General features: G+C 50.7%; 26 protein-coding genes, 1 tRNA gene and 1 pseudogene. 12 read left to right on the top strand and 16 right to left on the bottom strand.

What is annotated here, in order from left to right; genetic code table 11:
• Positions 1 to 6: 6 nt before the first annotated feature.
• Both KJS40_RS09070 and KJS40_RS09065 read right to left on the bottom strand, forming a co-directional pair.
• The gene (locus KJS40_RS09070; protein WP_213537206.1) at positions 7 to 1,005 is read right to left on the bottom strand and encodes an aminoglycoside phosphotransferase family protein; all 999 of its coding nucleotides are present in this window, start codon (positions 1,003 to 1,005) and stop codon (positions 7 to 9) included.
• A 118-nt stretch (positions 1,006 to 1,123) separates the two neighbouring features.
• Complete coding sequence (locus KJS40_RS09065; RefSeq protein WP_213537205.1) at positions 1,124 to 1,807, bottom strand: protocatechuate 3,4-dioxygenase; 684 nt, start codon at positions 1,805 to 1,807, stop codon at positions 1,124 to 1,126.
• Positions 1,808 to 2,160: 353 nt separating this feature from the next.
• Here KJS40_RS09065 and KJS40_RS09060 point away from each other — a divergent pair, with 353 nt between their 5' ends.
• A complete protein-coding gene (locus KJS40_RS09060; RefSeq protein WP_213537204.1) occupies positions 2,161 to 3,225 on the top strand; it encodes an NAD(P)/FAD-dependent oxidoreductase in 1,065 nt (354 codons plus the stop codon).
• Between the two features lie 211 nt (positions 3,226 to 3,436).
• Here the strand turns inward: KJS40_RS09060 and ygiD are convergent, their stop codons facing one another.
• A complete protein-coding gene (gene ygiD, locus KJS40_RS09055) occupies positions 3,437 to 4,225 on the bottom strand; it encodes a 4,5-DOPA dioxygenase extradiol (RefSeq protein WP_244859521.1) in 789 nt (262 codons plus the stop codon).
• A 183-nt stretch (positions 4,226 to 4,408) separates the two neighbouring features.
• Complete coding sequence (locus KJS40_RS09050; RefSeq protein ID WP_213537203.1) at positions 4,409 to 4,597, bottom strand: hypothetical protein; 189 nt, start codon at positions 4,595 to 4,597, stop codon at positions 4,409 to 4,411.
• Positions 4,598 to 5,190: 593 nt separating this feature from the next.
• Here KJS40_RS09050 and KJS40_RS09045 point away from each other — a divergent pair.
• On the top strand, positions 5,191 to 7,218 hold the full coding sequence (locus KJS40_RS09045; RefSeq protein ID WP_213537202.1) for an integrase: 2,028 nt from the start codon (positions 5,191 to 5,193) through the stop codon (positions 7,216 to 7,218).
• Positions 7,219 to 7,485: 267 nt separating this feature from the next.
• Here the strand turns inward: KJS40_RS09045 and KJS40_RS09040 are convergent, their stop codons facing one another.
• A complete protein-coding gene (locus tag KJS40_RS09040; protein WP_213537201.1) occupies positions 7,486 to 7,839 on the bottom strand; it encodes a hypothetical protein in 354 nt (117 codons plus the stop codon).
• 200 nt (positions 7,840 to 8,039) lie between these two features.
• On the opposite strand from KJS40_RS09040, the gene KJS40_RS09035 reads away from it, so the two are divergent.
• Positions 8,040 to 9,494, top strand: a complete 1,455-nt coding sequence (locus KJS40_RS09035; RefSeq protein ID WP_244859520.1) for a saccharopine dehydrogenase C-terminal domain-containing protein — start codon at positions 8,040 to 8,042, stop codon at positions 9,492 to 9,494.
• Between the two features lie 217 nt (positions 9,495 to 9,711).
• Here the strand turns inward: KJS40_RS09035 and KJS40_RS09030 are convergent, their stop codons facing one another.
• The 3 genes from KJS40_RS09030 to KJS40_RS15330 form a co-directional block, all read right to left on the bottom strand.
• Complete coding sequence (locus KJS40_RS09030) at positions 9,712 to 9,912, bottom strand: hypothetical protein (RefSeq protein ID WP_213537200.1); 201 nt, start codon at positions 9,910 to 9,912, stop codon at positions 9,712 to 9,714.
• A gap of 655 nt (positions 9,913 to 10,567) precedes the next feature.
• Positions 10,568 to 11,095: a vanadium-dependent haloperoxidase gene (locus tag KJS40_RS15335; protein WP_244859519.1), complete on the bottom strand. Its 528-nt coding sequence runs from the start codon at positions 11,093 to 11,095 to the stop codon at positions 10,568 to 10,570.
• Positions 11,096 to 11,125: 30 nt separating this feature from the next.
• Complete coding sequence (locus tag KJS40_RS15330) at positions 11,126 to 11,806, bottom strand: hypothetical protein (RefSeq protein WP_244859518.1); 681 nt, start codon at positions 11,804 to 11,806, stop codon at positions 11,126 to 11,128.
• A 273-nt stretch (positions 11,807 to 12,079) separates the two neighbouring features.
• On the opposite strand from KJS40_RS15330, the gene KJS40_RS09020 reads away from it, so the two are divergent.
• Positions 12,080 to 12,307, top strand: a complete 228-nt coding sequence (locus KJS40_RS09020) for a hypothetical protein (RefSeq protein ID WP_025040154.1) — start codon at positions 12,080 to 12,082, stop codon at positions 12,305 to 12,307.
• A 481-nt stretch (positions 12,308 to 12,788) separates the two neighbouring features.
• Here the strand turns inward: KJS40_RS09020 and KJS40_RS09015 are convergent, their stop codons facing one another.
• The gene (locus KJS40_RS09015; protein WP_213537199.1) at positions 12,789 to 15,473 is read right to left on the bottom strand and encodes a tetratricopeptide repeat protein; all 2,685 of its coding nucleotides are present in this window, start codon (positions 15,471 to 15,473) and stop codon (positions 12,789 to 12,791) included.
• 658 nt (positions 15,474 to 16,131) lie between these two features.
• Between KJS40_RS09015 and KJS40_RS15540 the strand changes: the two are divergent.
• The 4 genes and pseudogenes from KJS40_RS15540 to KJS40_RS09000 all read left to right on the top strand — a co-directional run.
• Positions 16,132 to 16,302, top strand: a pseudogene (locus KJS40_RS15540) (hypothetical protein); the annotation flags it as partial.
• A gap of 28 nt (positions 16,303 to 16,330) precedes the next feature.
• Positions 16,331 to 17,107: a PEP-CTERM sorting domain-containing protein gene (locus tag KJS40_RS09010; protein ID WP_348529518.1), complete on the top strand. Its 777-nt coding sequence runs from the start codon at positions 16,331 to 16,333 to the stop codon at positions 17,105 to 17,107.
• Positions 17,108 to 17,332: 225 nt separating this feature from the next.
• Positions 17,333 to 17,488, top strand: coding sequence for a hypothetical protein (locus KJS40_RS09005; RefSeq protein WP_213537197.1), 156 nt, complete (start codon positions 17,333 to 17,335; stop codon positions 17,486 to 17,488).
• A gap of 310 nt (positions 17,489 to 17,798) precedes the next feature.
• Positions 17,799 to 17,874: transfer RNA gene (locus KJS40_RS09000), tRNA-Asn, on the top strand.
• Between the two features lie 189 nt (positions 17,875 to 18,063).
• Here KJS40_RS09000 and KJS40_RS08995 read toward each other — a convergent pair.
• Positions 18,064 to 19,077 carry a RelA/SpoT domain-containing protein gene (locus tag KJS40_RS08995; RefSeq protein ID WP_213537196.1) on the bottom strand — a complete coding sequence of 338 codons (1,014 nt, stop codon included), beginning with the start codon at positions 19,075 to 19,077 and terminating at the stop codon, positions 18,064 to 18,066.
• Positions 19,078 to 19,556: 479 nt separating this feature from the next.
• On the opposite strand from KJS40_RS08995, the gene KJS40_RS08990 reads away from it, so the two are divergent.
• On the top strand, positions 19,557 to 20,303 hold the full coding sequence (locus tag KJS40_RS08990) for a phage Gp37/Gp68 family protein (protein ID WP_213537195.1): 747 nt from the start codon (positions 19,557 to 19,559) through the stop codon (positions 20,301 to 20,303).
• Between the two features lie 6 nt (positions 20,304 to 20,309).
• Positions 20,310 to 21,578 (top strand): three-Cys-motif partner protein TcmP, encoded by a 1,269-nt coding sequence (locus KJS40_RS08985; protein WP_213537194.1) that lies wholly within the window; start codon positions 20,310 to 20,312, stop codon positions 21,576 to 21,578.
• Between the two features lie 183 nt (positions 21,579 to 21,761).
• Here KJS40_RS08985 and KJS40_RS08980 read toward each other — a convergent pair whose 3' ends face one another.
• The 4 genes from KJS40_RS08980 to KJS40_RS08965 are packed head-to-tail and all read right to left on the bottom strand — an operon-like array spanning position 21,762 to position 23,420.
• On the bottom strand, positions 21,762 to 22,631 hold the full coding sequence (locus tag KJS40_RS08980) for an IS3 family transposase (protein WP_213539788.1): 870 nt from the start codon (positions 22,629 to 22,631) through the stop codon (positions 21,762 to 21,764).
• Positions 22,628 to 22,957 carry a transposase gene (locus KJS40_RS08975; RefSeq protein WP_213537193.1) on the bottom strand — a complete coding sequence of 110 codons (330 nt, stop codon included), beginning with the start codon at positions 22,955 to 22,957 and terminating at the stop codon, positions 22,628 to 22,630. Before KJS40_RS08975 ends, KJS40_RS08980 begins: the two co-directional genes overlap by 4 nt.
• A gap of 52 nt (positions 22,958 to 23,009) precedes the next feature.
• Entirely contained in the window at positions 23,010 to 23,174 is a 165-nt protein-coding gene (locus tag KJS40_RS08970) for a hypothetical protein (protein WP_213537192.1), read from the bottom strand.
• Between the two features lie 48 nt (positions 23,175 to 23,222).
• Positions 23,223 to 23,420 (bottom strand): hypothetical protein, encoded by a 198-nt coding sequence (locus tag KJS40_RS08965; RefSeq protein ID WP_244859517.1) that lies wholly within the window; start codon positions 23,418 to 23,420, stop codon positions 23,223 to 23,225.
• 471 nt (positions 23,421 to 23,891) lie between these two features.
• Between KJS40_RS08965 and KJS40_RS08960 the strand changes: the two genes are divergently transcribed.
• Entirely contained in the window at positions 23,892 to 24,554 is a 663-nt protein-coding gene (locus tag KJS40_RS08960) for a DUF4145 domain-containing protein (protein ID WP_213537191.1), read from the top strand.
• A gap of 544 nt (positions 24,555 to 25,098) precedes the next feature.
• Here the strand turns inward: KJS40_RS08960 and KJS40_RS08955 are convergent.
• A complete protein-coding gene (locus tag KJS40_RS08955; RefSeq protein ID WP_213537190.1) occupies positions 25,099 to 25,260 on the bottom strand; it encodes an XRE family transcriptional regulator in 162 nt (53 codons plus the stop codon).
• Positions 25,261 to 25,666: 406 nt separating this feature from the next.
• Between KJS40_RS08955 and KJS40_RS08950 the strand changes: the two genes are divergently transcribed.
• Positions 25,667 to 26,134: a nucleoside deaminase gene (locus KJS40_RS08950; protein WP_213537189.1), complete on the top strand. Its 468-nt coding sequence runs from the start codon at positions 25,667 to 25,669 to the stop codon at positions 26,132 to 26,134.
• Between the two features lie 313 nt (positions 26,135 to 26,447).
• Here the strand turns inward: KJS40_RS08950 and KJS40_RS08945 are convergent, their stop codons facing one another.
• Entirely contained in the window at positions 26,448 to 26,606 is a 159-nt protein-coding gene (locus tag KJS40_RS08945; protein ID WP_072768382.1) for a DUF3309 domain-containing protein, read from the bottom strand.
• Between the last annotated feature and the right edge of the window lie 46 nt (positions 26,607 to 26,652).

Genomic DNA, 26,652 nt, shown 5'->3' with positions numbered 1-26,652 from the left:
CGTAAGTTACCTCAACGTTTTTCTGGCTTCATCCAGTAATCGCCGGCTATATTTTTTATCGATCCATGCATTACGGGCAATGCGCAGGAGGGTGAGCCCCGAATAAAAAGGGATACGACGCGTAATAGCGCCGAAAGCGGCGTCCCGATCAGGGAAGTGACAGGCATACTCCCATAAAAAGTGTCCGATAAACGGCTCGGCCAGCCATTTATCACCGGTTCTCTGCATGAAGAAATGTTGAAGTTCTCCGACCACCCTCCCAAGATCAAAAACCCTGTCCGCCGACTTCATCCGTTCCAGATCGATAACGATCACCCAGGGGCCGTCGCCAAAGAGAATATTAGCTGGGGTGACATCGCTGTGAACAAGAACCTGCTGGTCTTCCCACATAAAGGCTTTCTCCCGCCACCGGTCCTTGAACCGGTAAAACTCCAAGGCCTCGTCCCGTCCCACCCGTTGGGCATTGGTCAATTGTTCCATAATGCGATCAAAATATATACCGTCTTTGTTGAAATCTACTTTGCTGACGTGCACAGTTCGGTTGTGTAGCGTAGCGAGAAAATAGGCTAGAGCAGCAAGTTTTTGAAAAAGAATATCTCGGGCGTTTTCGCGAATCGCCTTGACGATGAAGTCCGCAAGCGGCGTGCCGTAGCAGAATTCTTCTACCAAAACCTTATTCAGATCGGCGTTTCGTCCCAAGGGGCGCGCGACGTAATGCGGATAGCCATTAAAGCCAATGCTTCGGAGATAATTCAGGTTATTGAATTCCCGTTCCATTCGATGAAAGGCGGCCTCCGACCCAAAGCCGGCGACGCCGCCAAAAAATTTTCCGATAATACGGGTGTGGCTGTGGCGGTCTTCGTAGAGGTAGACGTGATTGGAAGCCGGTAGCCGATATACACGGAAGTCGGGAGAATTCATGCCGACGCCCAGCAGAGGAACAATATCGTTACGAAGGTAGGTGTAAAAAGGATCGTGCGTCGAAAGATGACCGAGGTATTTCACGTCCTATGGATTGCAATAATCATTGAAATTCTCAAGGTCATGCATACGTAAGACTTACGATTGATTTCTTTGCTATACAACCGGCCGAGGCTCGGGTATCCGTAATCGGCCAGCGACATTAACCTCTGAATACAATATCGAATACCACGACCATGAACTCAGGTTCCTCTGTTGTCGGTGAGCGCAGCTTTACGATCAACGCTTCGGGGTCGGGAGTGCTCTGGAGGTATGGATCCTTGTCGTTGTATGGATCGCCTTCGAAGTACATCTGTGTTATGAGGACGTCGTGGCGGCCTTTAACGTCGAAATGAATATGCGCCGGCCTGATTCCGGTGATTCCCGCGGGATAATGTATCGGTTTGATTGTCTTGAACTGGTAGAGGCCATCGGCACCGGTGGTTACCGCCCCGAAACCCTGGAAGTTCGGATCGAGCGGTGCCGGGTTCGTATCGTCGGGATGCGCATAGCGGCCGAAAGCATTGGCCTGCCATATTTCGATCTCCGCGCCTGCCACAGGCTTGCCTGCAGGATTTCGCACGCATCCGGTAACAATAAGAGGCTGCCCCTTTGCACGACCCGACCCGCCCGGTACCCGAGTCAGGTCTCCGCTGCGATCGGGCTTGCTCATGATGGGATAAAAGGGACCCAGGATCTGATCTTGTGTCCGGTTCAGAGCCGGTTGCGCAAAAACCGCAGTGGCCGATGGCAGTATGCCTGTGGCGAATATTGCAGCCGATGCTTTCAATATCATGCGGCGGCTCAACATGACGCGATGACTTTGCGTTCTCTTATCCGGACTCATGGTCGATATCCTCTTTCATAATGGCAGGTTGAAATTTGACGCGGTATTCTGCTGCGGCCCAGTACGATCTTCACCGAAGGGGAAACATATCCTGTCTCCTGGAAACCTTCTCCTCTAATGAATTCTTCCATATAAAATCATGTTAGTACAGAATGAGTATACGCTTGCGCAATTGGTGCGTCAGAGCAAATCCTTGTTCTCGATGTAGACGTTAAATCGGCTTTCCACTTTGTATCTAATGATGATTTTCAATACAGCTACAGCTCCCTTCTTGGATAACAGGTTGATCGTTGAACCTGGGTTTTCAAGTGTGGCAGCCCACATTGCAGCGCATGCCCGGGTGTAGCCGGAGTATGGATATCATTGTCGTCGGCGGCGGACCGGCTGGTGCGATATGCGCGCTCATGCTCGCGCGTGGCGGCGCGCGCGTGAGTCTTATACATTGGGGCGGTTATGCCGCTGGCGGCATCGAACTCGTGTCTGGCCACGCGCGTCACCTTATTGAACGCTACAGCCCCGATTTTTTCCAGAAGGCGTCGCTCGGGGTAGAAGTCCATGAGACGATATCATTATGGGGTACGCCCGAGCCCATTACATTTAACGCAATGTTTAATCCACGGGGTGCCGGTGTCGCGGTAGCGCGCCCCCTTTTCGACCGAGCACTGCGTCATCTGGCTTGCACGGCGGGTGTATCCATCATTGACGATGCCAAAGTTATGCGTATTGAGCGCAGCAGAGATCAGTGGCATCTCCTGATGCGCTCGGCCGGAACCACCGCTGATGAGGCCGAAAGTCATGCATCCGCCAGTTTTCTGATCCTTGCTACTGGCCGCGTGGCCGCACAGTTTGTCGATCGATCACCTGTAGCCGAACCATCGGGAATTGCCTTGATGACATTTTTACGAACGCCGGGTAGCGGGTCAGTCCAATCACACGGAAATACGCTTTATGTCGAGGGCACGGACAACGGCTGGTGGTACGCATTGCCCGCCGGGGACGGCAGTTACTTCGCCGGTTTTTGTACTGATCGCGATGAGGTTAAAAAAAGGCCTGCCTCCCTGAAGGAATTTTTTGTCCGTGAGCTTTGCAACACTCGGTTGCTCGCACCTCTATTGTCGACCGCTTCAGGAAATATACAAATATCCGGCCGTATGGCTGGCGCCCAGGTATTCGACAGGATGTCGGGAGAAGGCTGGATCGCTGTTGGTGATGCTGCTTATGCGCCAGATCCGCTCAGCGGGATGGGAATTGAATTGGCGATTGAATCCGCGCAGCTTGGGGCGCATGCACTGCTGGAGGCTATGCAAAGAACAACGAAATCCCATGCACTCATGGGATTTGTGGAGTATGAAGACGCAATACGCGAGCGCGTGCGCCGACAGGAAAAGACAGCGGCATACCATTACGGCCGTCTTTGAAAATCTGTTGCGTTCATGGTATTGTCATATCACGATCCAGCTGATCTTAACCCGGATGTTTCATAAATTGATGCGCGCCCTTGCTGGTCTTTTGTTTCGTATGAAAATTTCGTTCAGTCGGGCGTATGAATAACTACGCCACTCTTTCACAAAATCTCCCTACAAAACAAAATCCTGCGCAATCATCACGCGAATTTATGAAACATCCGGGTTAGCCGATCTTTACGGCCAACATTGAAATTGAACCACCATCGAATCCTTCCACCGGGAAACTGATTTTCTCATCTTTCCGGCGTTGTGCAAGGACGTAGAGAAACGGAAGGTAATGCTCCGGGGTGGGTACCGATAACAATGCGTCCTGCCCCAGTTCTTCATACGCTATGAGCGAATCGACATCGCCTGAGCTTAACGACTCACGTATGACATTCTCGAACCGGACAGCCCAATCGTATGGTTCTACATTGTGCTTTCCCCACGCATATGCGTGCAGATTATGTACGATATTCCCACTGCCCAGGATAAGTACCCCTTGATCACGCAACGATGCCAGGCGTCGGGCCATGTCATAATGCCAGGCTGCTTCCCGGGTTTCATCTATGCTCAACTGAACGACGGGAATATCGGCATCGGGAAAAATATGCATGAGAACCGACCAGGCGCCGTGATCGAGACCCCAGCTTGTGTCCATGACCGCAACTGGCATCAGCAAATCCGCGACTTCCGCCGCGAACTCGAGGGATCCCGGCGCGGGATACTGAACTTGATGAAGCTCGGGGGGAAACCCGCCAAAGTCGTGAATAGTCCGCGGATGCGCCATGGCCGTGATCGCTGTTTTCGGCACGTACCAGTGTGCCGAGATGCAGAGAACAGCTTTGGGTCTAGGGATCAGCGAGGCGCCGATGGCAGACCACGCTTCGGTATACCGGTTGCGGGAGATCGCATTCATCGGATTGCCGTGGCCCACAAATACTGCGGGCATCGATGCCTTGGGGTAGGGCATGGGATTAAATAAATATAAAAAAGAAAGACCGGGAGTGTCCCGTGACTCATCCAAATTTTCCAATCACGGAATCATCGCATAATCCGGGGATTTCAAGCGTAATCTGTATTTTCGTCGATACAGCTCGCCAGCGGCGTAGCCATGACGAGAATGCGGATGCGGGACCGCCACCCAGGATTTCGGTCAAGCGCTTTCTTTATGAAGGATGATGCTCTCGTGTTTTTTCCTTTCCGGTATTTTTTCGATACTTATCCAATGCTGGTGGCCACTCGACTGGAAATGTCTAAACATCTTTTGTCGGAAGGCTGCCGACCTGTGATCGAACAATGCAGAAGCTATGCCGAACACATCCTGATCATCATGTTTTTTCATTGTGCGCCCCCTGAAGGGAATAAATAAAAAAGCTGAATAAACCATAATAAGTTTCCGAAGCGGTTGTTCGCCAAAAAGGACGAAGGGCGTTTTAGGGCTTCCAATATTTTTTTGCCCGCTTTCGAAAAGCGTATACCGCTCCAGCTACGTCTTCAGCTTAAAACGAAACTTTTACAGTAATATGAAAAGCTTCATCTTTCGAATTGCGCACATTGTCATGGAACGGATTGGGTCTCGTTCGTGCGGAACCGAACGGAAGTCGCATTTGTGGCAAGATTTTATAAGTTCGCGTTTTCACGGAACCAATGAGAATCCTGATATGAAAGTGATGAGGTTGCTATGTGTCGTTTGATCTGTTGACCCTCTCTTCGTAATTGTTGATTGATGGACACGCGCCGCCAGGAAACAATAAGATGAATTTTACTTTTCCTGACCTCAATATAGAGTTAGCACGTCTTTTGCTTGCAGCGTGAGATGGGTTTACCGAATCTTTACCTGATTGCTATTCCTGAACATATCCGGCTATTATTTTGCCTATCCATTGAAATCCGGATTGCGTTCTCTGTATCGAATTTTTGGATGTAACCCGGTTTATGAAAAACAGAATCGATTCGCGCTTTACTCCTGATTTCCGTGCCGCTGTCGACACGGATGAGCATCCCTGGTACCGATCTCGCAGATTCAGCATCTTTGGCCTGGTATTTCTAATCAGCATCGCGATAAGCCTGGCTTATGTTTACAGCCGGCCGGCCATTTACGGTAGCGCCGCGACATTGTTGACCTCGGCGATGACTGCGATAGACCGTGAAAGCAGCGAGGCGGATATTCAGCATGTCGCTATTCAGCGACAGATTTTCCTGCGGCATGAGCTTGCTGCAGAGGCCGTGTCGCGACTCAAGGCTTCATCAGCAGGCAAATCTCTGCAACAGCTGACCGCGTCCGATATTCAGAATCTGTTGAATGTCGAACCCATCGCTGAAACCAATCTCGTTGAGATAAAGGCAGAAGGGCCGGATGCCAAGTTCTTGCCGCTGCTCATTAATACGTGGATAGATGTGTACCTGGATGCGCGGACTGAAGAAGTCAAAAGATTGACAACCGATACCGAACATATTGTGGAGGACGAGGTAAAGCGGCTGGCTGATAAGGTTAGCTCTACCCGGCTAGAGCTGGAGGCTTTCCGAAAGAATCACGACATCTCTTCCACGGAACGTGAAGAAAATGAAGCAGCAGCCCGCCTTAAAGGCCTGAACGATTCTCTCAACAAGGCCAGTGAAGATGAAGTGAAGGCGAGGGCCAACCTGAATTCCATCCAGACCGCCATTGCCAGGGGAAAGGCAGTGGTGCCCGATGATGAGAAGGGCAGTCTGGTCGATCTTGAATCGCGTTTGCAGGACTTGCGCGAAAAGCTGGCGGAACTCGATAAAAAATTTACGCGGGAGTATTTAAATCTGCAACCTGATTTGAAATCCATTCCGGAACAAATCAAGGAACTGGAGGCTGCGGTCAATAATAAACGTAAATATGGTGCAAGCGTCGCATTGAATGATGCCGAGATGGCATTTGCGGCCGCACAACAAACTGTTAGAGAAATTCGTGCTCAATTGAGCGAGCATAAACGGGAAGCATCGGCATTCACGTCCAAATTTGCTGAGCACGACGCCTTGAAAACCGATCTGGAAGGTTTGGAGACGCTTTACCGGGACGCGCAGGAGCGGTTGGTGCAAGTCAAAACCGGCCGCAAAGATAAATATCCCCAGGTAACGGTCATTAGCAGGGCTTTTGAACCGGTGGAACCGCTCAGGCCCAATTATAGCCGGGATGCTTTGATAGCCATTGTGGGCTCACTATTGCTAGGGCTCTTCGGCGTATGGGTTTTCGAATATTTGGCAACGCAAAAAAAAGAACAACAGCCGCTTGTTGCGGTTTTTGGCGTGCAGGGACATCCGGCTCCCGCTGCCCCATTAATCGAACATTCTCATGCCGCGCTGGGCACCGTGGCGGGTCAGCTGGGGCAAAAAACAAACAATGCCCTGGCAGGTCCGGCGTGCAGGGAGCTTTCCAGTCATCAGTTAAGAATTTTGCTCAACGCTGCCAATCTAAAGGGAAAACAACTGATTGGCTTATTGCTCAGCGGATTGACCATCGACGAAGCTGCATCATTGACTCCGGACCAGATCGATCCTGATGCCGCAGCCATCAATCTTGCAGGAAGGTCGCCCAGAGTCATTCCTCTAAGCAATCCCATTAAATCGTCGCTCATGCAGTCAGGAGGTCATCCGGTATGGAACCCGGATGACCCAGGGACGCACATCGATCTTTCCGCCGCATTAGTCTGTGCAGCAGTCGATTCGGGTTTACCTGACCCCCAGCAAATTACCGCCGAAGCGATCCGGCATAGCTATATCGCTTACCTTGTACGCCAAGGTCTGCGGCTAGCGGATCTCGATCAGGTCACGGGCTATCTGGAGCCTTCGGTCATTTCCAGCTACAGCGCATATTCACCGCCGCAACAAGGCCGGGATATTTACGAGATTGAGCTACTTCACCCTGCGTTGATGACGATGTCGGGCGAAGCCCGACCTACAAACCAGCAAGGAGGAACTTATCCTCGAGGATAAACAACAACCCGCCGCAACAACCCGCCGCAACAACCCGCCGCAACAACCCGCCGCAACGACCCGTAGGGCGGGTTTTACCCGCCGCGATCAGCCGCAATCGGTAGAGCAGGATTCACCAACCCGGATAAAGCAACGGCCCGCCAAGGCAAATTTCACCCGCCGAAACGAAGCGGGCTCATAAAGCCTTACCTGTTCCGATATAGAATTCCCATCGTCGAATGAGCCCCACCAGTGGACCCGCGGGTGGCTTGCCCAGCGGTTCCCCGATCAGGCCACCGTAACTGCCCCATGGTCATCGCAATGCCCATCATGCGGATGGTGGAGGTGGCCATCGACCAGATAATCGATATGCTCGCCATGCGGTACGGCTTCATGGCCGCAGTCAGGTCCATGCATATGTCCTTGCGCATGTCCTGCGCATTGATGTTCAGGCGTGCAGCTTTCCGGATTGGCCGTGGTTATGTCTATCACATGCTCATCGATATGGCTGCCGTGCGGGTGATGCAGATGCCCGTCATGCAGGTAATCCACGTGTCCGTTGTGCACGATACCTGTATGGCCACATTCCGGACCATGCGGATGAGTATGATTTTCATGCTGTGGCAGGATACAATTGGTCATTTTGCCGCTCTCCTCCAAAAGAAATACGAAGCGCTAAAATATCAATTTGACCCAATCTGCGACGTGCAGTTCCTGCTGGGCCGGGCAACAAGGCAAAACAGGGCCAAAGCGAGCGCGCGATTGGGATTTTGTTTGGTCGGTTATCGAGTTTGTCCGATGGGAAATGTTTGCCCAGCAGGAGCCAACGAAAGAGGGAGAATATGTTCAAAGAAGCACAGGAAAATCTTGGCATGGAAGAGACAGGGTATGAAAAATACGGGTGTTTGCACGGTAAGTTGATAATGGTAGGTTTCGGCAGCATAGGGCAAGCCTTGCTCAGGCTATTATTTCAACATCTCGAAATACGCCCTGAACAGGTCAGGATAATTTCCGCTGATGCGAGTGGCCGGGATATTGCGCGGCAATTCGGCGTGGAATTTACGCTTCATGTGCTGACCGAAGAAAACTACCCTGCCGTAATCGAGCCTTGGCTGAGCAAGGGAGATTTCCTGCTCAACCTGTCGGTGGACGTCTCCAGTCTTGCCTTGATCGAGCTGTGCTCGCAGCGTGGTTCACTGTACCTGGATACTTGTATTGAGCCGTGGTTGGGTGGCTATACCGACAAATCGATATCGGTATCAATGCGCTCGAATTATGCATTGCGCGAAAAAGCCCTGGCGTTTGCACGCGAAAAGCGTGGAGGCCCCACGGCACTCGTGGCTCATGGCGCCAACCCTGGCCTTGCTTCAGCCTTTGTCAAACAGGCGTTGCTAAACATCGCCGCGGATACCGGCTTGACAGTAAAGAAGCCGGTAAACCCTGGAGATTGGGCCGAGTTGGCCTCTCGCCTTGAAATTAAAACGATCCACATCGCCGAGCGAGATACCCAGACTACCACCCTGTGTAAGCGTGACGATGAGTTTATCAATACCTGGTCGGTCGAGGGGTTCGTGGGCGAGAGCCTTCAACCTTCAGAACTGGGGTGGGGAAGTCATGAGCGTCATTGGCCCCAGGATGGTGCACGTCATGGGTTTGGCTGTGATGCGGCCATTTACCTTAACCAACCCGGCGCTGCTACACGGGTGCGCAGTTGGGTTCCATTCGGTGGCGCTTATCAGGGTTTTCTGATTACGCATAGTGAATCCATTTCCATCGCCGATCATCTTACGTTGAAAGAAAACGAAAAAGTAATTTATCGCCCAACGGTGCATTACGCATACCTTCCTTGTGACGACGCCGTGCTTTCCATCCACGAACTGGCAGGCAGGAACTGGCGCTCGCAGTCCAGCAAGCGAATCCTTCGGGATGAAATAGAAGACGGAATGGATGAACTTGGCGTCCTGCTCATGGGGCACGCCAAGGGCGCCTACTGGTACGGCTCACGTTTGTCGATACAGGAAGCGCGGCGGCTGGCGCCACACAACAATGCGACAAGCTTGCAGGTTGTGGCGGGCGTTCTGGCCGGCATGGTATGGGTGCTTCAAAATCCGGATGCGGGTGTGGTCGAGCCCGATGACATTGACCATGAGGTCGTTTTGAAGATCGCGCGACCTTATCTCGGAGAAATACTGGGCGTATATACCGATTGGACCCCTCTATGCGATAGAGGATGGCTATTCAGCGAAGACGTGGATACGAGTGACCCGTGGCAGTTCAAGAATATCCGCGTGAGTTGAAGTTCTGGCCGATGTAATCGTAGAGAGCTACCTCGGAAGAAATTGTTTTTCCAATTGTTTTTCCACTGAAGATCAGTGGAATATGACTACTGTAGCAGGATTCCCGTCTGAAATTGCGGAAGGCGAGAATGCGCAGAATTTGAACCCGGCTACCCGGTTTACGGCGGTGTAATGCCGCCGCTATAAAGCCTATGCTTGCCGTTTTGCCGGTTCAAGGCTAGTCCTGATTCAATTGTTCCTGGGCGGACCTCGATCTGATAGCTAACATTTTTTCTTGCCAGTCGTTTTTTATGTCATTTCCATGTTGCCGAGCTTTTGATTGAGAGTGTGTAAACCTTTTTTTCGTAAAAACTTCCGCTCCATGATCAAGCAAAGCAGTAACGGCAGTGGGACCATCCGGATCGTTATGTTTTTTCACTTTTTTCTCCTTATAAGATCAGCAATAGAAGAAACCCAACCTTGTCCACCTTCAACGCTGAGGTAGGACACATAACTATATTAGTCAGAGACGATTCACTTTGGTTCCCGGCAATAGTAGCCGGCGACGCGCGCTATAGCGAGTCCAAGCGGCATTGCGCAGTGGTAGCAAGCCAATTTTTTGTCCACATTTCCTGTGGATAAGTTTGTTGATAACCTATGAGCATGATGACTAAGTGGTCTTTATGTAACGATGTTTCTGTTTTTGTCTGCTTTTTAATCCTTACAGAACCACATTTGTTATCAGTGGCTTGAACAGGGGGCTACCACTCAAGCAGGTTTGTCCAAGGCAATTTTGGGTAATTGTACCGATTGCATATTGCTTGTGGCCGGATGTGGATTATTGCCAAAATGTCAAGAAAAAACTTTGCCATTTTATGGCAGGGCTTGTATCGATTCCGGGAGTTTGCATCCAGCGCGAGTTTATAAAATTTATCTTTCGATCGGTCGAACGCACGTGCTGAGGCGTTGAAATTTCAAGCCTGACGCAGGCATGGGCACCCGTTACCGCAACCTGATCCATAGGCGGGAGTTGCAGTCGGGCGACGTTACCTCCGCAAGAAGACGCCGGTTGACCGGTACCCGCCCTGATCGCTCTACTTGAGCGGCTGCAAATACTTCGTTACGGCCAGTTCGCCGATCTGCCGGCCCATGGCAGTGCCCACTTCTCCAGAATTGCGGTAATGCACGCCATCGTAAATGCGTGCATTGTTTACTTCTTGCGTAAGATCATCAATTTTCGCCCAGCTTCGTGCTACGCCACCGGCCGCGTTACTGGTGGTTGTCAGGAGAGGCGTGGGTCCCGTTCCGATCTCCGCTTGCAGCACCGCGCCAACCGCCGCGGCAACAATGCAGTGCGCGCACGGATATTCGGGGTGCATCGGTGTCTCAATGAAAGGCAGCCAGGACGGGTTTCTTTCTGTTGCGTCGTTTCCATCGATGTCCCCATTACGAATCGCCGTGATCGGCCGCCAGAAGCCATAATGATACTTTGCATCAAACACGGCGATTAGCGCATCGTGCGATGCTTGCGTCACAGCGGCGAACAGGCGTGCGTTCTGTGTAATCTCTCTCCCGTCGACCTCGGCAACGGAGCGCACGACCCCATGGTAAATCGGCGGCATCACTTCTTCCCAGAAGAGGGCGATATTGGTCTATTCGGTAGTACGGCGGTCGCTGTGTTTGCCGCCGAGAGTCTTAACTTCGTTGTAGTCGCGTGCCCATAGCGCGCTGTCAAGCGGTGGTGGCGGGCCGGGACGGAACTGCGCAGGACTTGTCATCAGCCATGGTTTCATCTTTGCCCATTGAGGCGCCTCGGGTATTACGGTAGGCACATAGACGCCTGGAGAAGTACGAGGCCGGTATGTTTCACCCGCTGTCGACCCATCATCAATGCGCCTGGCTAAAATCGCCGCCGCTGCTTCGTTCCCTACCGAAATGCCGTCTGTCTTGGCTCGGCCATCGACGATGGTAATCAGCGCTGCCTGGTAAGCAACGTCGATTTCCGCCAATCGGGACGGTACGAGTTTCGCCAGTGCAGTTCGGTTTGCCGCCGCGATAGCGGCGTCCACCGAGGCCCCTGAGGCCGCTTTAAGCTTGATGTCGCTGACAGGATAGCGCCGGGTAATTGCGTTCACTGCTTCGTATACGGAAGCGTGAACGATAGCCAGCGCCCGATCAACCGGTAACGGTCCCAATCCCGAATCGACAAGAATATCACCGGCCTTGCGGTTCCAATCGGTCATCGTATCGGCTTTTGCCATTGAACCGGCGAGCATCACGGCTGCAGCAATCGGTAACAAAATCTTCCAGCGTGTCCTGGCACTCCGAATCATATTTTCTCCAAGATGAGCTAAAGTGAATTAAACAATGCATATAATTTTGGTAGACTGGGCTTCGGCCAGCCTCTTACTCGAACAGGTCAGCATTCGTGCGACCGCTACAAGTTCGATGGCATATTGGTTTTTCGCCTCAAGCGAGAGCCGGAATACAATTTACGTGCGCTGACGCGCATGACGGGCCTCGAATACAAGCGCTCGATTGGATTGATGAGATGCGGAACAGTTATCTCACTGTTTTATATTATAACCTGCTGAGGAGCTTGAGCTATGGACTTGGAATGGAAAATAGTTGACGAACATCATCAAGAGGTATTTATAGACCAGCATGTCAGAGGTCTCCTATGGATCACGGCCGCAGGTTTTTCGTTCTGGCACAGCTATCCTAATCCGGCGGTTGATCTCTCCCGTGTCAAAACGGTTGAAGAAGCGAAAAAAGCCGTGGAAACCGCACTTCGCATGGAGGAGTATAAAAATCCTGCCGATACAAACAAATAACCGGGGTTAGCCAGTTAACCACGGGCGGCGTAATTGACGTGAGTAAAGAGAAAAGGCTTTGAAACTCGCAACACCTTTTGTCGTGAATTACTCAGGCTCAGTCATGTAATCTTTCAAATTGTGATCAAATTGCTTTGGGAGGATGTTTTTTGGTAGCGATAGGATGAGTTTTATTGTCCACAATTGCTGTGGATAAGTTTGTTGATAACCTCTGCACAGGGCGGGTAAGTCACGTGCCTGTAACAGTATTTTCTTACTTGGCTATTTTTTGAACTTTTGAATAAAGGTTTATAATCATACAGATATGTCAAGAGCTAAGCCTCATGCGAGTTTGCAGAGGATGATCCCGGGAATTTGTGTGATTATTATGACGGTGTGGATTACTTCAGAATGTCAAGGGAAACATCCATCGAGTCGATAAGGTCTTGCTTGAAAAAGTCGCTGGAGCTGAATCGTCGTCAATTGCAACTCGCTTCTTCTATCAATGCTGGGTATTCACTGGTTTCTGTAACCAGAACTGATACATGCTCTTAAACGTGTCGGGGTTCTCGATCTCAAAGGTATGCCATTTATCCAGGTCGGTTTGGGATATATCCTCGGAAAAATGCTCTCTATATCGTTTGGAAATGTCGGGCTCAAGTGAAAATCCGAGAAATGCGAGGTCCAGTTCCCGCAGGTTTTCTTTAAGCAGAGGCAGCGTATAGTGATGCTCTTGAACGTGAAACAGCAAATCACGGCACTCGCTCATCGTATAAAAGTCCCTGGCGGACAAAACTTTTTGGAACCGTAGCGCATTTTCGGGAGACATCATGTCCTGCCGGCACCGCCGGATATCTTCCGCATTCGGTGCATATCCCTTCTCGGCAATATAAAGCCTCGCATCAGTTTCATTTTGCCGGGCGAATTCGCTGTAGAAGCCCAAACGCATGAATCCACCGGGGCGTAGTAAAGCAAGCAGTTCTCGCCACCCGGCCAGTGGATTTGCAAGATGATGCAGCACGCCGACCGATTCGATGAGGTCGAACATTCCGTCACCCATTGCAGGCGAACCGAGCGTACTCAAGCTGGTAATGTCGGCCTGTGCGTATTCAATGTTGCCCAAACCCAATTCCTCGGTCTTTCTTCTTGCGTAACGCAGGCTCGTTAAACTCAAGTCCACGGCAAGGACTTTAGCATTGCCATATCGCTGGGCTGTTGCGATCGAATGTTGACCCGTTCCGCATCCGGCTATCAGAATATCGATTCCTGCGTTTGCCTCATCGAGCCGGTTCATCGGGATGAACTGCGAAAAAGGAAATCGGTTGCGCAGATAGCGATTAAGCGAAATGGTTTCGCGGCATAAGGGCAGCTTGACCCATCTTGGATACGGGTTTTCCTCATACTGCTTCTGCACCAGGCGGGACGTATCGCCAACGATAGATGTCAGCTGGGGGATGAGCGAGCGAAGCCGCCGTTCTTCCAGCGGTTCCTGTATCTGTTGCACTAGCAACGCAGCCATGGCATCGGGCAAGGGACGATCCAGCAGCGGGTGTACAAGAGCCTCAGGGGCCACCGAGATCAGCGGGAAATATGCCGCCACCGCTGCCAGCCATAACGGGGAAACAGGCAGTGAGGCTGCCAAAGCTGCAGCAAGGCGCTCTTTCAACTGTTGTGCCAGTTCTAATTCTTCGCCTGAGCAGGCAAAGACGTATTCGTTGATAAAACACTGTCGAGCCAGGGCGCAATAGAAAATCAGCGCTTTTCCTTCCGGCGCATTGGGAGAAGCATCGGAAAAAACGGCGGGTGAATCAGCAGTGATCGTGCTGTGATCGTGCTCGTGGATGGCAGCATGCAACACGGCATACCTTGCCATGGTTAAAAACCGCTCTAGTTCCATATCGCATACCGGCGTAGTCTCCAGCAAGCACTGAAGCAAGACGTCGCTGCAGACGCTGGCAAAGCCGGACAGACCATCCACGCTATCCGGACCATCGGATCCAAGGTGCCCACTTGAGCCGTTTGAACCGTGGGTTTCAAATAGCTCTTGCGGCGAAAGCAGGTCGGGCCAAGCGCTATTCGCCCGGTCTATGCATTGCCTGATGCCTGGATTCAACTTGATGAGCGATACAGCCGGGTTTCCGAGATCAGCCGGGCGACTCCATGCCTCGGATAGCGCTCTGGCGACAAAAGCACGAATACCGGGAATCTCATGAGTAAAGTAAACATTTCTAATGCATTGAGCGAATCCGCTTTTTATTTCCGGGTTTTCGCTAATCTGTAGTGCGCATTGATAATTGAATACCGCCTCGTCCAGCTTCTCTTGCTCTTTCAGCGCATTTGCCAGATTACTGTATGCCTCGGCATAATTCGGTTTGTGAGTGAGTGCATTGCGATAGCTCGCAACTGCCTCATTCAGTCTGCACAGTTCTCTAAGCCCATTTCCCAGGTTGCTGTGCGCCTCGGCAAAATCCGGCCTGAGAATGAGTGCTTTTTGAAAACTGGCGATGGCGTCTGCCAGATTGCCCCGTTCGATCAGCATATTCCCCAGGTTGTTGTGTGCCTCGGCCGAGTCCGGTTTGAGCGTGAGCGCTCTGCGATAGCTTGCGATCGCTTCATTCGGCTTACCTTGTTCTCTCAGTGCGTTCCCAAGATTGGTGTGAATCTGCGCAAAATCCCGGTTGAATGTCAGCGCTTTTCGATAACTGGCAATCGCTTCATCCAGTTTGCCCTGGTCCTTCAGCGCATTGCCCAGATTGACGTATACCTCCACCATGTCCGGCTTGAGCCTGAGTGCAGTGCGATAACTGGCAATCGCATCGTCTATTCTGCCTTGCTGCCTCAGGGCGTTCCCCAGATTACCATGGGCCTCCGCATAGTCCGGTTTGAATACGAGCGCCTTACCGATGAGCTCAATGGCGATCTCGGTTTTTCCCATCTGTCTCGCTATTAATCCCATGAAATGCAACGCGCCGGGATGATCTGGCGCTACCTGGAGTATTCGCTGATAGATGGCCTGAGCCTGATGCAGGTCGCCGCCTTGATGATACTGAATCCCTGCCTGGAGGTATTCCGAAATGGACTGAGCGGAGGGAGCGGATGAGGCTCCCGATTCGTGTTTTTGGCAGCAGTGCTTGTACTTCCGGCCGCTATTGCATGGGCACGGGTCATTGCGGGAAATCTTTTTCATGCGCTCAATCGTAATTTATTTCAATAGATTTGGTTAAAACCACCGTCTTTAGACGGTGACTTTGATTTTAAGTGTGTTGACCCATGCGCATTTAGCTTGATGCGGTTAGACGACTTTAGTCGTCTGCATCAAAGCTGCGCTAACCCACCTACTATTAGTAGGTGGTAGTTTAGAAATCGATTCGTAAACTAAAACCCGGGTACCGGATAGCACCGGCCTGGAGTTGCGATACAAATACTTTGCGACGTGCAAAACGCCAACAAAACGGCCATGTATATCTCCTGCAATACCTCGGGTTCCGGCAATAGCATGATGCTGCCGGTAGATTCAAGCCAGGGGCGGTAAACAAAGCCATCAGCCGATTTTTTCACCTTGAAATTTTGATTACATGGTCTATTCTAAAAAATTATCAGACTTTATTTTCAAGCGGCAACGTTTACTGGAGTGCATAAACCATGAAAGCTATCCAAAACTGTAAAGTCGGAAACTTGATTCTGGCCACAGCCTTGGGCGTCAGCCTCGGTTTCGCGCCGACGGCTTTTGCCGGCTTCCGTTCCTTCATCGTAGATCCCAACAGCAAAGCGGTAGTCGATATCGGTACCCTGGGCGGAATAGATGCGTTTGCTCGCGGCATCAACGATGCCGGACAGGTGGTGGGCTGGTCCAGAACGTCTGGTGGAAATACGCACGCTTTCATTACCGGTTCCGACGGCGCAGGAATCAAAGACCTTGGTACCTTGGGTGGAAGCGACAGCTGGGCCTATGGCATCAATGCCGCCGGACAGGTTGTGGGACGTTCCCTCATAACCGAGGATAAAGCTTACCATGCTTTTATCACTGGCCCCAATGGGGTTGGTATGACCGATCTCGGCACCCTGGGGGGAAGCACCAGTTGGGCCTACGGCATTAACACCGCCGGGCAAGCGGTCGGAATTTCCCTGACGAGCGGCGATAAATCCTTCCGTGCTTTTACTACCGATGCGAAGGGTGGGAATATGACTGACCTGGGTACGCTGGGAGGAGATTACAGCGCGGCCCATGGCATCAACAGCGCCGGACAGGTAGTGGGTGATTCATTTACGAATAGCGGGGATCAACGTGCGTTTATCACGGGCGCTAATGGTAGGAGCATGGCCGACCTCGGCACGCTGGGCGGAGATACGTTCGGGTATGGTGTTAATGATACCGGGCAGGCAGTAGGACAGTCGAATTCCCATGCTTTTATTTCTGGTGCTAATGGCATGGGCTTGACCGACCTTGGCACGCTGGGCGGACTTGAAAGTGTGGCCTACGGCGTCAACAACGCCGGGCAAGTGGTGGGTGTAGCCCAAATTCCCCTGCTGCCGGAAGAATCGGTCAGCGATTTTCATGCTTTTGTCACGGGTTCAAATGGAAGCGGCATGACCGACCTTAATTCACTGGTAAATCTGCCCGGCGATCCCTTGACGGAGTCCTATGGCGTCAACAACCTGGGGCAGGTTATCGCAGGCGGCTTTATTGCCGCTGTTCCGGAGCCCGAGTCTTATGCCTTGATGCTTGCTGGCCTGGTCCTGGTAGGATTTATGGTGCGTCGTAAGCAGGCATGCCAGTCGCTCGCTTCAGAAGCCGGATTTTATAATACCGAAAACGGATGAACCGGCCTTGCCAGAGAAGAGAGCACGATACCTGAAGCTTAGCCTGGTCAATCAATAAGTAGCTGATGGAGATGAAAACCCGAAAAACCCGACCCTCTTTTACCGGGTAGAAGAGCGTGCAGCAACGCCCCTATGTACGGTAACAGACAGTTAGAGCTAGAGCTTCAGGTTATCTTGTATACGCGGCGGTTTCCAGTGCCGTACTTATTAAAAAGGATAATCGAAATGAAAAAATTAAAACTATTTACAGTGATAGTGATGCTTGCCGGAGTTGCGGGCTGCCTATCGATAGATACCAGCAAGTCTGGACCACCGGGTCCAAAGGGAGATCCTGGAACCTCCACGGAAAAAGTTATTGTCGTTCCCGACAAGGATTATTAAAAGGCGCCTTCAGTGAACAAACCGCTGGCGCTCCCGTGATGTCACGGAAGTACCAGCGGTTGAGTAAGCATTGGTCATTCTGTTCCATTTCTCACTAATCCACGTCTGCCTGCCATGCTCGCTCGAATGCGAGTTCCTTTCACGCCTCGGTTCTTCCAGATTACGCTACGCTACCTGACTTGACCACTATATGCTCAAACCGGCCTGAGGAGGATGTTTCAGCCTGAATTCAGGCGTCGTCAGCAGCTACTGATGGGCGGTTTTGATTGACCAGCCTCGCCCAAACTATTAGTATATGCACCTCTCCAATTCCCCGATAGCTCAGTCGGTAGAGCGACGGACTGTTAATCCGCAGGTCCCAGGTTCGAGCCCTGGTCGGGGAGCCAAATAAACAAAGACTTACAGTAACATTGTAAATCTTTTCCTGCTTTACTAGCCCTACGGTAGGTAAGACCCTGCAATGGAAATAGTAGCATTGACGAAAATACTGCGACTATAGGTTAACATACGGTTACGGTTATCTCCGATCGATAAACATTGCATACGCCGCCGAAACCGGTTCGCTGTAAAAAGGATTAGAGGCCATACTTATCCCCTCCCAAGTTTAGACATATACGAACTTCATCATCACCGAACTGCTCGCGAAGCGCTTGACGCACAAGACCAACGTGTGTAAAAAACACACCTCGTTCAAGCCGCGCACGAAGTGGTTCGTATTCGTCTTCGCCAACATCGTCATACGCATTACGCGCGAGCGCTGCCTTGGCATCCTTTCTCAATATTTCGACCATGTGTTCTACAAGAAGATTTCGTAGCTTTTGCCCTGTATCTATTCCAAAATGGAAAAGGTCGACAAGCAGATCAGCGTAGTCTTCATCATGCCCCAGATTTTCCGCCGGCAGCAGTTGGATAAGTAGGGCTTGAGCGCTGTCAACATTTAGCGTTTCCTCTAGTCGAGGGATCGCCACCTGCTGAGCGACGTAAGCGTCTCTATCTTTCAAGACGCGGTTAAATTCCAAATCTACCGTTTCAAGAAGTGCCGACACGCGATAGATTGAGCGACGCAAAGGGACAGGAACGCTCTCATCATGCTTGTACTGGAGCTTATGCGATGCGGCTGCCCAAATATGCTGCGATAGTGTGCGTAGCTGTATTTCTGCCTTGTATGACTGAAGTCCAGCGAGGCTGGGAACCTTCACCCAGGTTTCTGGAATTTGCACGACGTAGTGACGCGACTGATATCCGAATTGTGTTTCGGTGAGGCGGGAAGCTGTGTCCTCCGCACTCAACACCTGAAAGGTCTCGCCAATTAACCGATGGATGACATCCACGTCTCGCTGGAACAGAAGAATTAGTCGGATGCCGACCAAGTCATCAAGATCACTTACGGACGTCAAGCGGGGCACCTTACGTTCAATCTTTTCCACGATTGATGACCACGCCTTTACGCGACCTTCAAGTGGAACACCCAGCGAGATTTGATTCGTCGCAAGGATGTGTTCAAGTTGCTCCGTGAGTGCAGTGCGGAGTCTTTCTGCTCCTGCCGTAAGAGCGACGTATTGCGACTGTAGGGTCGAGATTTTTGCCATTTCGATCTCTAACGTAATGTAGACGACAAAGATGACAAATCTGGCACGGAATCTCGTACAACTTGACTCTTTATTCCTAACGTCGTGGTTTCAATAAACCTAAAATAGAAATAGCGCAAACACTGAACAGAAACGTCCCCATATTCGACTTCTCCGTTGATGTAACACCCGCATGTTCTGATGGGGGTCAGAGTCGATTGAATCAACATAAAAGGCAATATTGGGTTGCTTCCGAAAGTTGAGTAGGTGTGGTCTAAATAGCCTGGAACGATTCTTATCAATTGGTTCTGACTCCGTAGATTCTTGACCACACCATAGATTCTTTCGATCGCATCGCTTTCGCGTCCGGATTCATGCCTGATACCGCCGCAATGTTGAACTGTGGATTCGTTATCGGCAGCGACAGCCGAGAAATCGAATGTCAATACTAACGGGTATATTTCCTTTAGCGTATATAATTCGGCAAGCAGGAGAGAACTATGGCAACGCAATCTTCTATTGAATGGACAGAACAAACGTGGAACCCGACAACAGGGTGCACGAAAATTTCACTTGGCTGCAAGAATTGTTATGCCGAGATTATGGCGCGGCGGCTTCATGCAATGGGCACACCTGGCTATGAAAACGAATTCGAGTTGACCTTACATCCGCTGAGATTGGAGCAGCCCATCAAACGAAAGAAACCCACGGTTTATTTTGTAAACTCGATGAGTGATCTCTTTCATGAGCATGTATCAGATGAATTTCTGGATCGGGTATTCGACGTCATCAGAAAAACACCATATCATACCTATCAGATTTTGACTAAGCGCGCTGATCGTTTGCCGCAATATTTTCATGAACGGTCTTGCCCAAAGAACGTCTGGCTTGGAGTGTCGGTTGAAGACAAGCGATACGGCGTACCGCGTATCGATTATCTACGGCAGGTGGAAGCTCATATCAGGTTTCTGTCCGTCGAGCCGTTACTTGAAGATGTAGGCGAAATCGATCTGTCTGGCATTCATTGGGTAATTGTCGGAGGTGAATCCGGCCGTAAGGCCCGACCTATGCAACTTGAGTGGGTTGAAAGCATTCAGCAACAAGCGGAAGAAGCAGGCGCCGCTTTTTTCTTCAAGCAATGGGGGCGGTGGGGGGCGGATGGCGTGAGTCGCGACAAAAAAACAAATGGAAGAGTATTAAATGGCAGAACTTGGGATAGCATGCCAGAGTTGTTAACTCAGGTTTGAGCGCCTATGGCACGGAAGCCTTATAATTACAGAAATGGTCCTGACATTATTCAACCTCATAGCATTGCAAAACATCGCATTCTGCAATCATATCTGGCTGCATACTTTCAAACACTGGCTACTCCCCATAGGGATGAACTCCGCCTGACTCTGGTTGATGGGTTTGCTGGCGGAGGTCAGTATATTCATAGCGAAAAAGGTGAGCTCGTAAAAGGATCACCCCTCGTTTTCCTCGACGCCGTTCGAGATGCCAATTTCGCAATTAATCAGAAGCGGCACAAACCTCTCCGTTTTGAAGTCGATTATTTTTTTATTGAGAAAGATCATCATGCCTATACGCATCTCGATAAGGTTTTGCGTGGGAGCGAATATGGCGAGCATATCGGGAAGTCTATTCATCTGCGTCACGCTGATTTTCATAACGAAATAGAAAACATTGTTGCATTCGTCCAGCATAAAAATCCAAGGAGTGGACGTTCCATTTTTGCACTTGATCAGTATGGATATTCGCAGGTACCAACCCAATTCATTCGGAAGATCTTCGCAAGCCTGCCGAGTGCGGAAGTTATACTGACTTTCGGTGTGGATTCCTTCATCACTTATGCGAGCGACAATGAGCTCACGAGAAAACTTCTTCGGGATATGGGTATCCCGGATGTTTTACGGAACAGATCGCTCAGTGACATTAAAGCTTCCGATCCTGACTGGAGGCTTTTCATCCAGAGTACCCTTTATCGCTCCTTGGTAGAGGAATGCGGTGCGGAATACTTCACTCCGTTTTTTATTCGGAACGATAAAGGGCATGGAGACTATTGGCTTATTCATCTGTCTAGGCATCCCAAAGCACGCGACGTGATGGTTGATGTGCATTGGAGCAATAACAATTACTTCATTCACTATGGCGGCCCCGGGCTCGAAATGTTTCAGGTGGGCTACGATCCCGATCACGATATAGCACGGTTTGGCCAGGATGGCCTCGGGTTTGAGTTTGATGATGTGGCTCGGAAAGCCAGTGGTGCCGCGCTACAAAAACAGATTCCGCCGATGATCCATAAGAGTGAAGGCGGTATTAAATTTGATACTCTCTTCAAGGCTACATGTAACTTTTCGCCGGCGTCCAGAGGTGTTTACAAAGATGCGCTAGGGCATCTTATCCTGCATAAAGAAATAGAAATTATTGGTGCAGATGGAGCCTGGCGTACATCTGGAAAGCAGATCAAGTCCAATGATCAAATCATTGTGCCAAAACAGCGCTCATTCTTTCCGTTATGCTAAATCGCTATTATGTATATTGGCGTTCCGTCGAAGTTAATTCACCGCTAACCGCACCGACTTGCCAATCCGGCTTAGCATTTCCACAGCATATCAATGGTGAATTTGGCTGTTTTCCTGTTTATCACGTCTGAGACTCATATTCTGATGGGGTCAGAGTGAGCTAACCCGCGTTTTCCGGACGGTTTAATTTGGAACCTTTCTGCTGGCCTTCTCAAATACTACCGGGCTGACATATCCCAGGGTTTGATGGATCCGCTGGCGATTATAGAAGAGCTCGATATAGCTGAAGATCGCTGTTCTGGCGTTTTCGCGACTTTGGAAGTCGGTATGATGGATGAGCTCGTTCTTCAAGTTCGAGAAGAAGCTTTCAGCCACCGCGTTGTCGTAAGCACTGCCTTTTGAGCCCATGCTCGGCAGCATTCCCGCCTTTGCCATCTGCTCACAATATCTTTGGCTCCGATAGATGGCGCCCTGATCTGTGTGATGAATCAAGCCCGGCTTCGGTGCGCGATGCTCAATGGCCATGTTCAGCGCGCCCAGTGTCAAGGCCTCGTTGGGTCGATTTCCCATGGACCAGCCTACGACTCTGCGCGAGTACAGATCAAGCAACACCGCCAGGTAAAGCCAACCGGCTCGTGTGCGAATGAAGGTCATGTCACCTACCCAAACCAGATTAGGTTGGCGGGCATGAAAGCGTCGCTCTATCCGATCGGGTGCCGCCTGGGGAAGCTTGTGATGCTCGACCGTGATCCGGAACCGGCGCTTGCGTTGTGCTTCGATCCCCACCTGGCTGCGCAATCTGGCGACACGATGCTTACCGCAAGCAATGCCTGCCTGGTTGAGTGCCCTCCAGGTCTTGACCGCGCCATAATTCTTACCCGTTTGCTCATGTAGCCGGCGAATTTGGCCGAGCAATTGACGATTGGCAAGAGTCCGTGCAGAGGGACCGCGCTCCTGCCACTCATTAAATCCGCTGCGCGAAACAGTCAATACCCGGCACATGGCTGAGAGGTGGAACTGCTGACGATGTTGGGCAATGAACTCGTACTTCACGGCAGTTCCCGCGCAAAGTACGCTGCGGCCTTTTTTAAGATGTCGCGCTCCTCGGTCATCCTTTTGAGTTCAGCACGCAACCGCTCATTCTCGCTGCGCTCATCTTCCGGCTTGCGCCCCGGCCCATGAAAGGCTTGTTCTTTGCCAACTTTGCTCAGTTGCGCCTGCCACTTGTATAACTGATTGCGGGCTATCCCCAGTTCCAATGCAAGCTCTGTGGCAGGCTTCTGTCCAAGCTCCAGAAGCCTGACTGCCTCAAGTTTGAATTCCTTGCTGTAGCGATTTCGCTCACGCTCGGGATTCTGTTTCCTAACATTCTTCTCCATTTGGCACCTCCGTTCACATTGTCTACCTTCTAATGTGTCCGGAAAAGCCGGGTTAGCTCAGAGTCGATTGAATTGCGGCTTGTTCTTTCCCATGACCGACGTATAAGCACGTATATTCTTTCGTCATCGGTTCAGCCAGGCAATCAGGGTGACGGCTGACGATGTCGGATGTGAACGGCTCTTCCTCTTCTTTATGGAAATAGACAATGCCATTCATGTTAGATGCATCTTCCGGGATTAGCCTAGGCCATACAGTCATACTCATCTACGCCCGTATCGCTGGTGGATTTGCGTATGCAGGACTCAATGTAGCGTTCCAGGTCTTGCAGCCGGTAGCGCACCGCGCGGGAGCCAATCTTGATGAAAGGCACTTGGCCCCGGCCCAGCGGTCACGTTCTAGAAACGCCTTGCTCAGGCCCATATAACGGGCGGCTTGTGTGGTGTTGAGTAGTGTTGTTTGCATGCCATGTCTCCTATTGGTTGAACACGCGCAAACTTTATTGCTTTATGAGAATGCCTAGAATGACGCTGCGTGCAGCGATATATTTATACGCGCAGAAATATAGAAAAAAGTTGCCAAGACTCGCACTGAAATGCAATACGGACTTCCAGCTAGCCACATATTCCGAGGGGTTATACGGAGATTTGTTACCTGATTGACATAAATTGCCTCCTTCCGTATGCTGCTCTCCAAAAACTGAGGATAGCTATAAGGGGCGAACTCTTGCAGTAGCTAATTCAGGAAGAAAAACACACCCATGTACAGGAATCCGAATAAGAACTTTTATTGATGACTAAAAATAACACACCGTCGATTTCTAAAACAGCCTTTGATTGTCCATACTGCGGAGCCTTTACTACCCAGTACTAGTTCACCCTTCATGCCAATCCGCTGGATCGTGGCAGCCGAACCCCCCCGTTCCCAGACAAGGAGATGCGAGCTAGTATTCATGGGACAAAAGAGCTTGATACTGAGGCCAAGCAGAACTTCTTAGCTTGGGTAGATAAGATAGAGACCGGATCAGTATTCATTGTTGAAAACAAACGCGCTTCCTCTATTTATCGCGATGTCGGGAACTTATTTCTCAGTCAGTGCTACAACTGCGGAAAAAATGCTATTTGGGTTCATCAGACATTGGTATATCCCGCCCAAAAAGAGGGTGCGCGGGCCAATGCGGATTTGCCGGATGAAATATGCCGTGATTTCGAAGAGGCGAGAGTAGTGCTCAATTACTCACCCAGAGGAGCTGCGGCTCTATTAAGGCTTTGTGTTCAAAAACTGTGCGCGTATCTGGGCGAGAAGGGAAGGAACATAGATGAAGATATTGCAAGTCTTGTGAAAAAGGGGCTTCATCCCCTTGTCCAAAAATCATTGGATGTGGTCCGGGTAATCGGAAACGAAGCGGTTCATCCAGGGGTTATTGATCTCAAGGATGATCGGGATACAGCCCTCCAACTTCTTGAGTTAGTCAATGGAATCGCTGATCAAATGATTACACACCCCAAGACCGTGGAGCGCCTTTACGGGAAACTACCTGAGTCTAAAAGATTAGCTATCGAAGAGAGAAATGAAAAGGCGGGAAAAACCCTCGGATGACGTAACCCCTCAACAGACGGATTATTTAGTAGGATTCAGCGAGCTTTTAAGCCCGTAGCCTTTCCGATTCATATTTCGAAGCGATGCACGGGGTCATTGGTTTGCAGAACAAACTGATCTTCAAAGTAACGTGTTCCGATGGGGTCAGAGTCGATTGAATCAACATAAAAGACAATATTGGTTGCTTCCGCGAGTTTGAGTACGTGTGGTCTAGGCGGCCGGAACGATTCTTATCAACCGATTTTGGCTCCATAGATTCTTCTATCAGATTGTGAAACCTGTCTGAGATCGGAATATTCGAGTACGAACACAGAACGTTTGGTCGAATTGATCAACACTGCTCCAATCGACAGTATTTTGAAAGATGATCTACACACTCTGCGCAAATATCGTAATAAATGAGTGCAGGTAGATGATCCTTGGAATGACTCATCCTTACTGGAAAAACCTGAAGAAGCAGAGCAAGAGCTTGAGAAAACGGCCATTTTTGCTACTCGGACCTTACGCAAAGTAATATACGAAAACCAGTGGGTGTAGCCCAGCATCAATCCACCGCTAACCGCACCGGCTTGCCAATCCGGCTCAGCATTTCCACTAGCGTATCAATGGTGAACTTGGCTGTTTTCCTGTTTATTACGTCGGAGACTCGGGGCCGCGACACCATCAGGATTTTTGCGGCTTCCGTTTGTTTGAGGTGATGCTGCACATTCAATGGGGTCAGACTCCATTCAATGGGGTCAGACTCGATTGAATCAACATTAAAGGTAATATATTGATTGCTTTTAAATATTTGTGTACGTGTGGTCTAACGGTCGGAACGCTTCTTATCAATCGCTCCTGACTTTTATATTCTTTGGATCGAGGAAGTCAGTACGGCAGTCTTGCTTTCCAGGACGCACTAAAAGAATACAACATGGTATGCTCGACGAGCCACTATATGAATTGTTGATAACGCCCCGGCTGAAAGGGGGGTCAATAATTTCAAGAACCAGCGTTTGCATGGACTACGCTAAAAACCGAGCGGAGATGACGGCGTCAAGCCTTGGGAACATCAAGGTATTCAAGAATCGGAGGCGGCGACAGTCGACCTTGGGTTACAAGAAGGCACAATCGTGAGCAGCGAGCAGCACATGCGAGAAGCCCTGGCGCTGGCCCGGGACAATATCAAGGCCGGGGGTCGGCCTTTCGGTGCGGTGCTGATATACCAAGGGCAGGTGATCGCCCGGGCGGTAAACGAGATCCATAGTACCCAGGATCCGACCTGTCACGCCGAAATGCAGGCGATCCGCCAAGCCAGCCGTGTGCTGGGCCGTCCCGATCTTGATGGCTGCGAAATCTACGCCAGCGGTCATCCATGCCCCATGTGCCTGGCCGCAATGCACCTGTGCGGTATCCATCGGGCGTGGTACGCCTATTCCAACGATGAGGGCGAGCCATATGGGCTGTCGACTGCTGACGTGTATGCACAGATGGCTCGCCCTCCCTTGCAGCAGGAAGTGGTGCTGCGACCATTGAAGCCTGCAGACGAAGAGGGCTTGTACGCGCAGTGGCAGGCAAAGCAGGCCGACCGCACTTCGTAAACCAGCGACTCCCATTCGAGAACCAATAGGGTTAGACTAAGTCTGACCCTATTGGTATTTAATGCTGCGATTCTTCAGTTATTAGAAAAATTCGAACAACTGATGTTATTCCACCCAGAAAGTATGGGAATATACTTTTCCGATGGCCCTGCTCATCCTCTTCTTCATCGCCTTCGTCGCCCTGGTAGCGATAGCCCCGCACCAGTTCATGCAAATACTACTAGCTCGCATGGTTCGGCATGGGGCTATCTGTCATCTATACGCTACTGGCGGGTCTCTTCTCGTAATTCCGCATAGCTTTCAGCTTAGCAAGCTAGATGTGCCCCAACAAAACCAAAATAAGCACTATTAACAGCACGAATCCGATACCGCCACTCGGTCCATAACCCCAGCCGCTGCTGTAACCCCATGTTGGAATCGCACCCACCAGGGCAAGTATCAGTACAATCATAAGAATCGTTCCGAGAGTCATTTTAATTCTCCTCGTTTTGATTTGAGATTTTTATTATGCTCTTTTG

It is taken from the genome of Nitrosospira sp. NRS527 (assembly GCF_018406445.1).
In the GTDB taxonomy this organism is placed as follows: domain Bacteria; phylum Pseudomonadota; class Gammaproteobacteria; order Burkholderiales; family Nitrosomonadaceae; genus Nitrosospira; species Nitrosospira briensis.
Note: the sequence above shows the minus strand (reverse complement) of the source record. Positions and strands in the feature narration are given on the sequence as shown.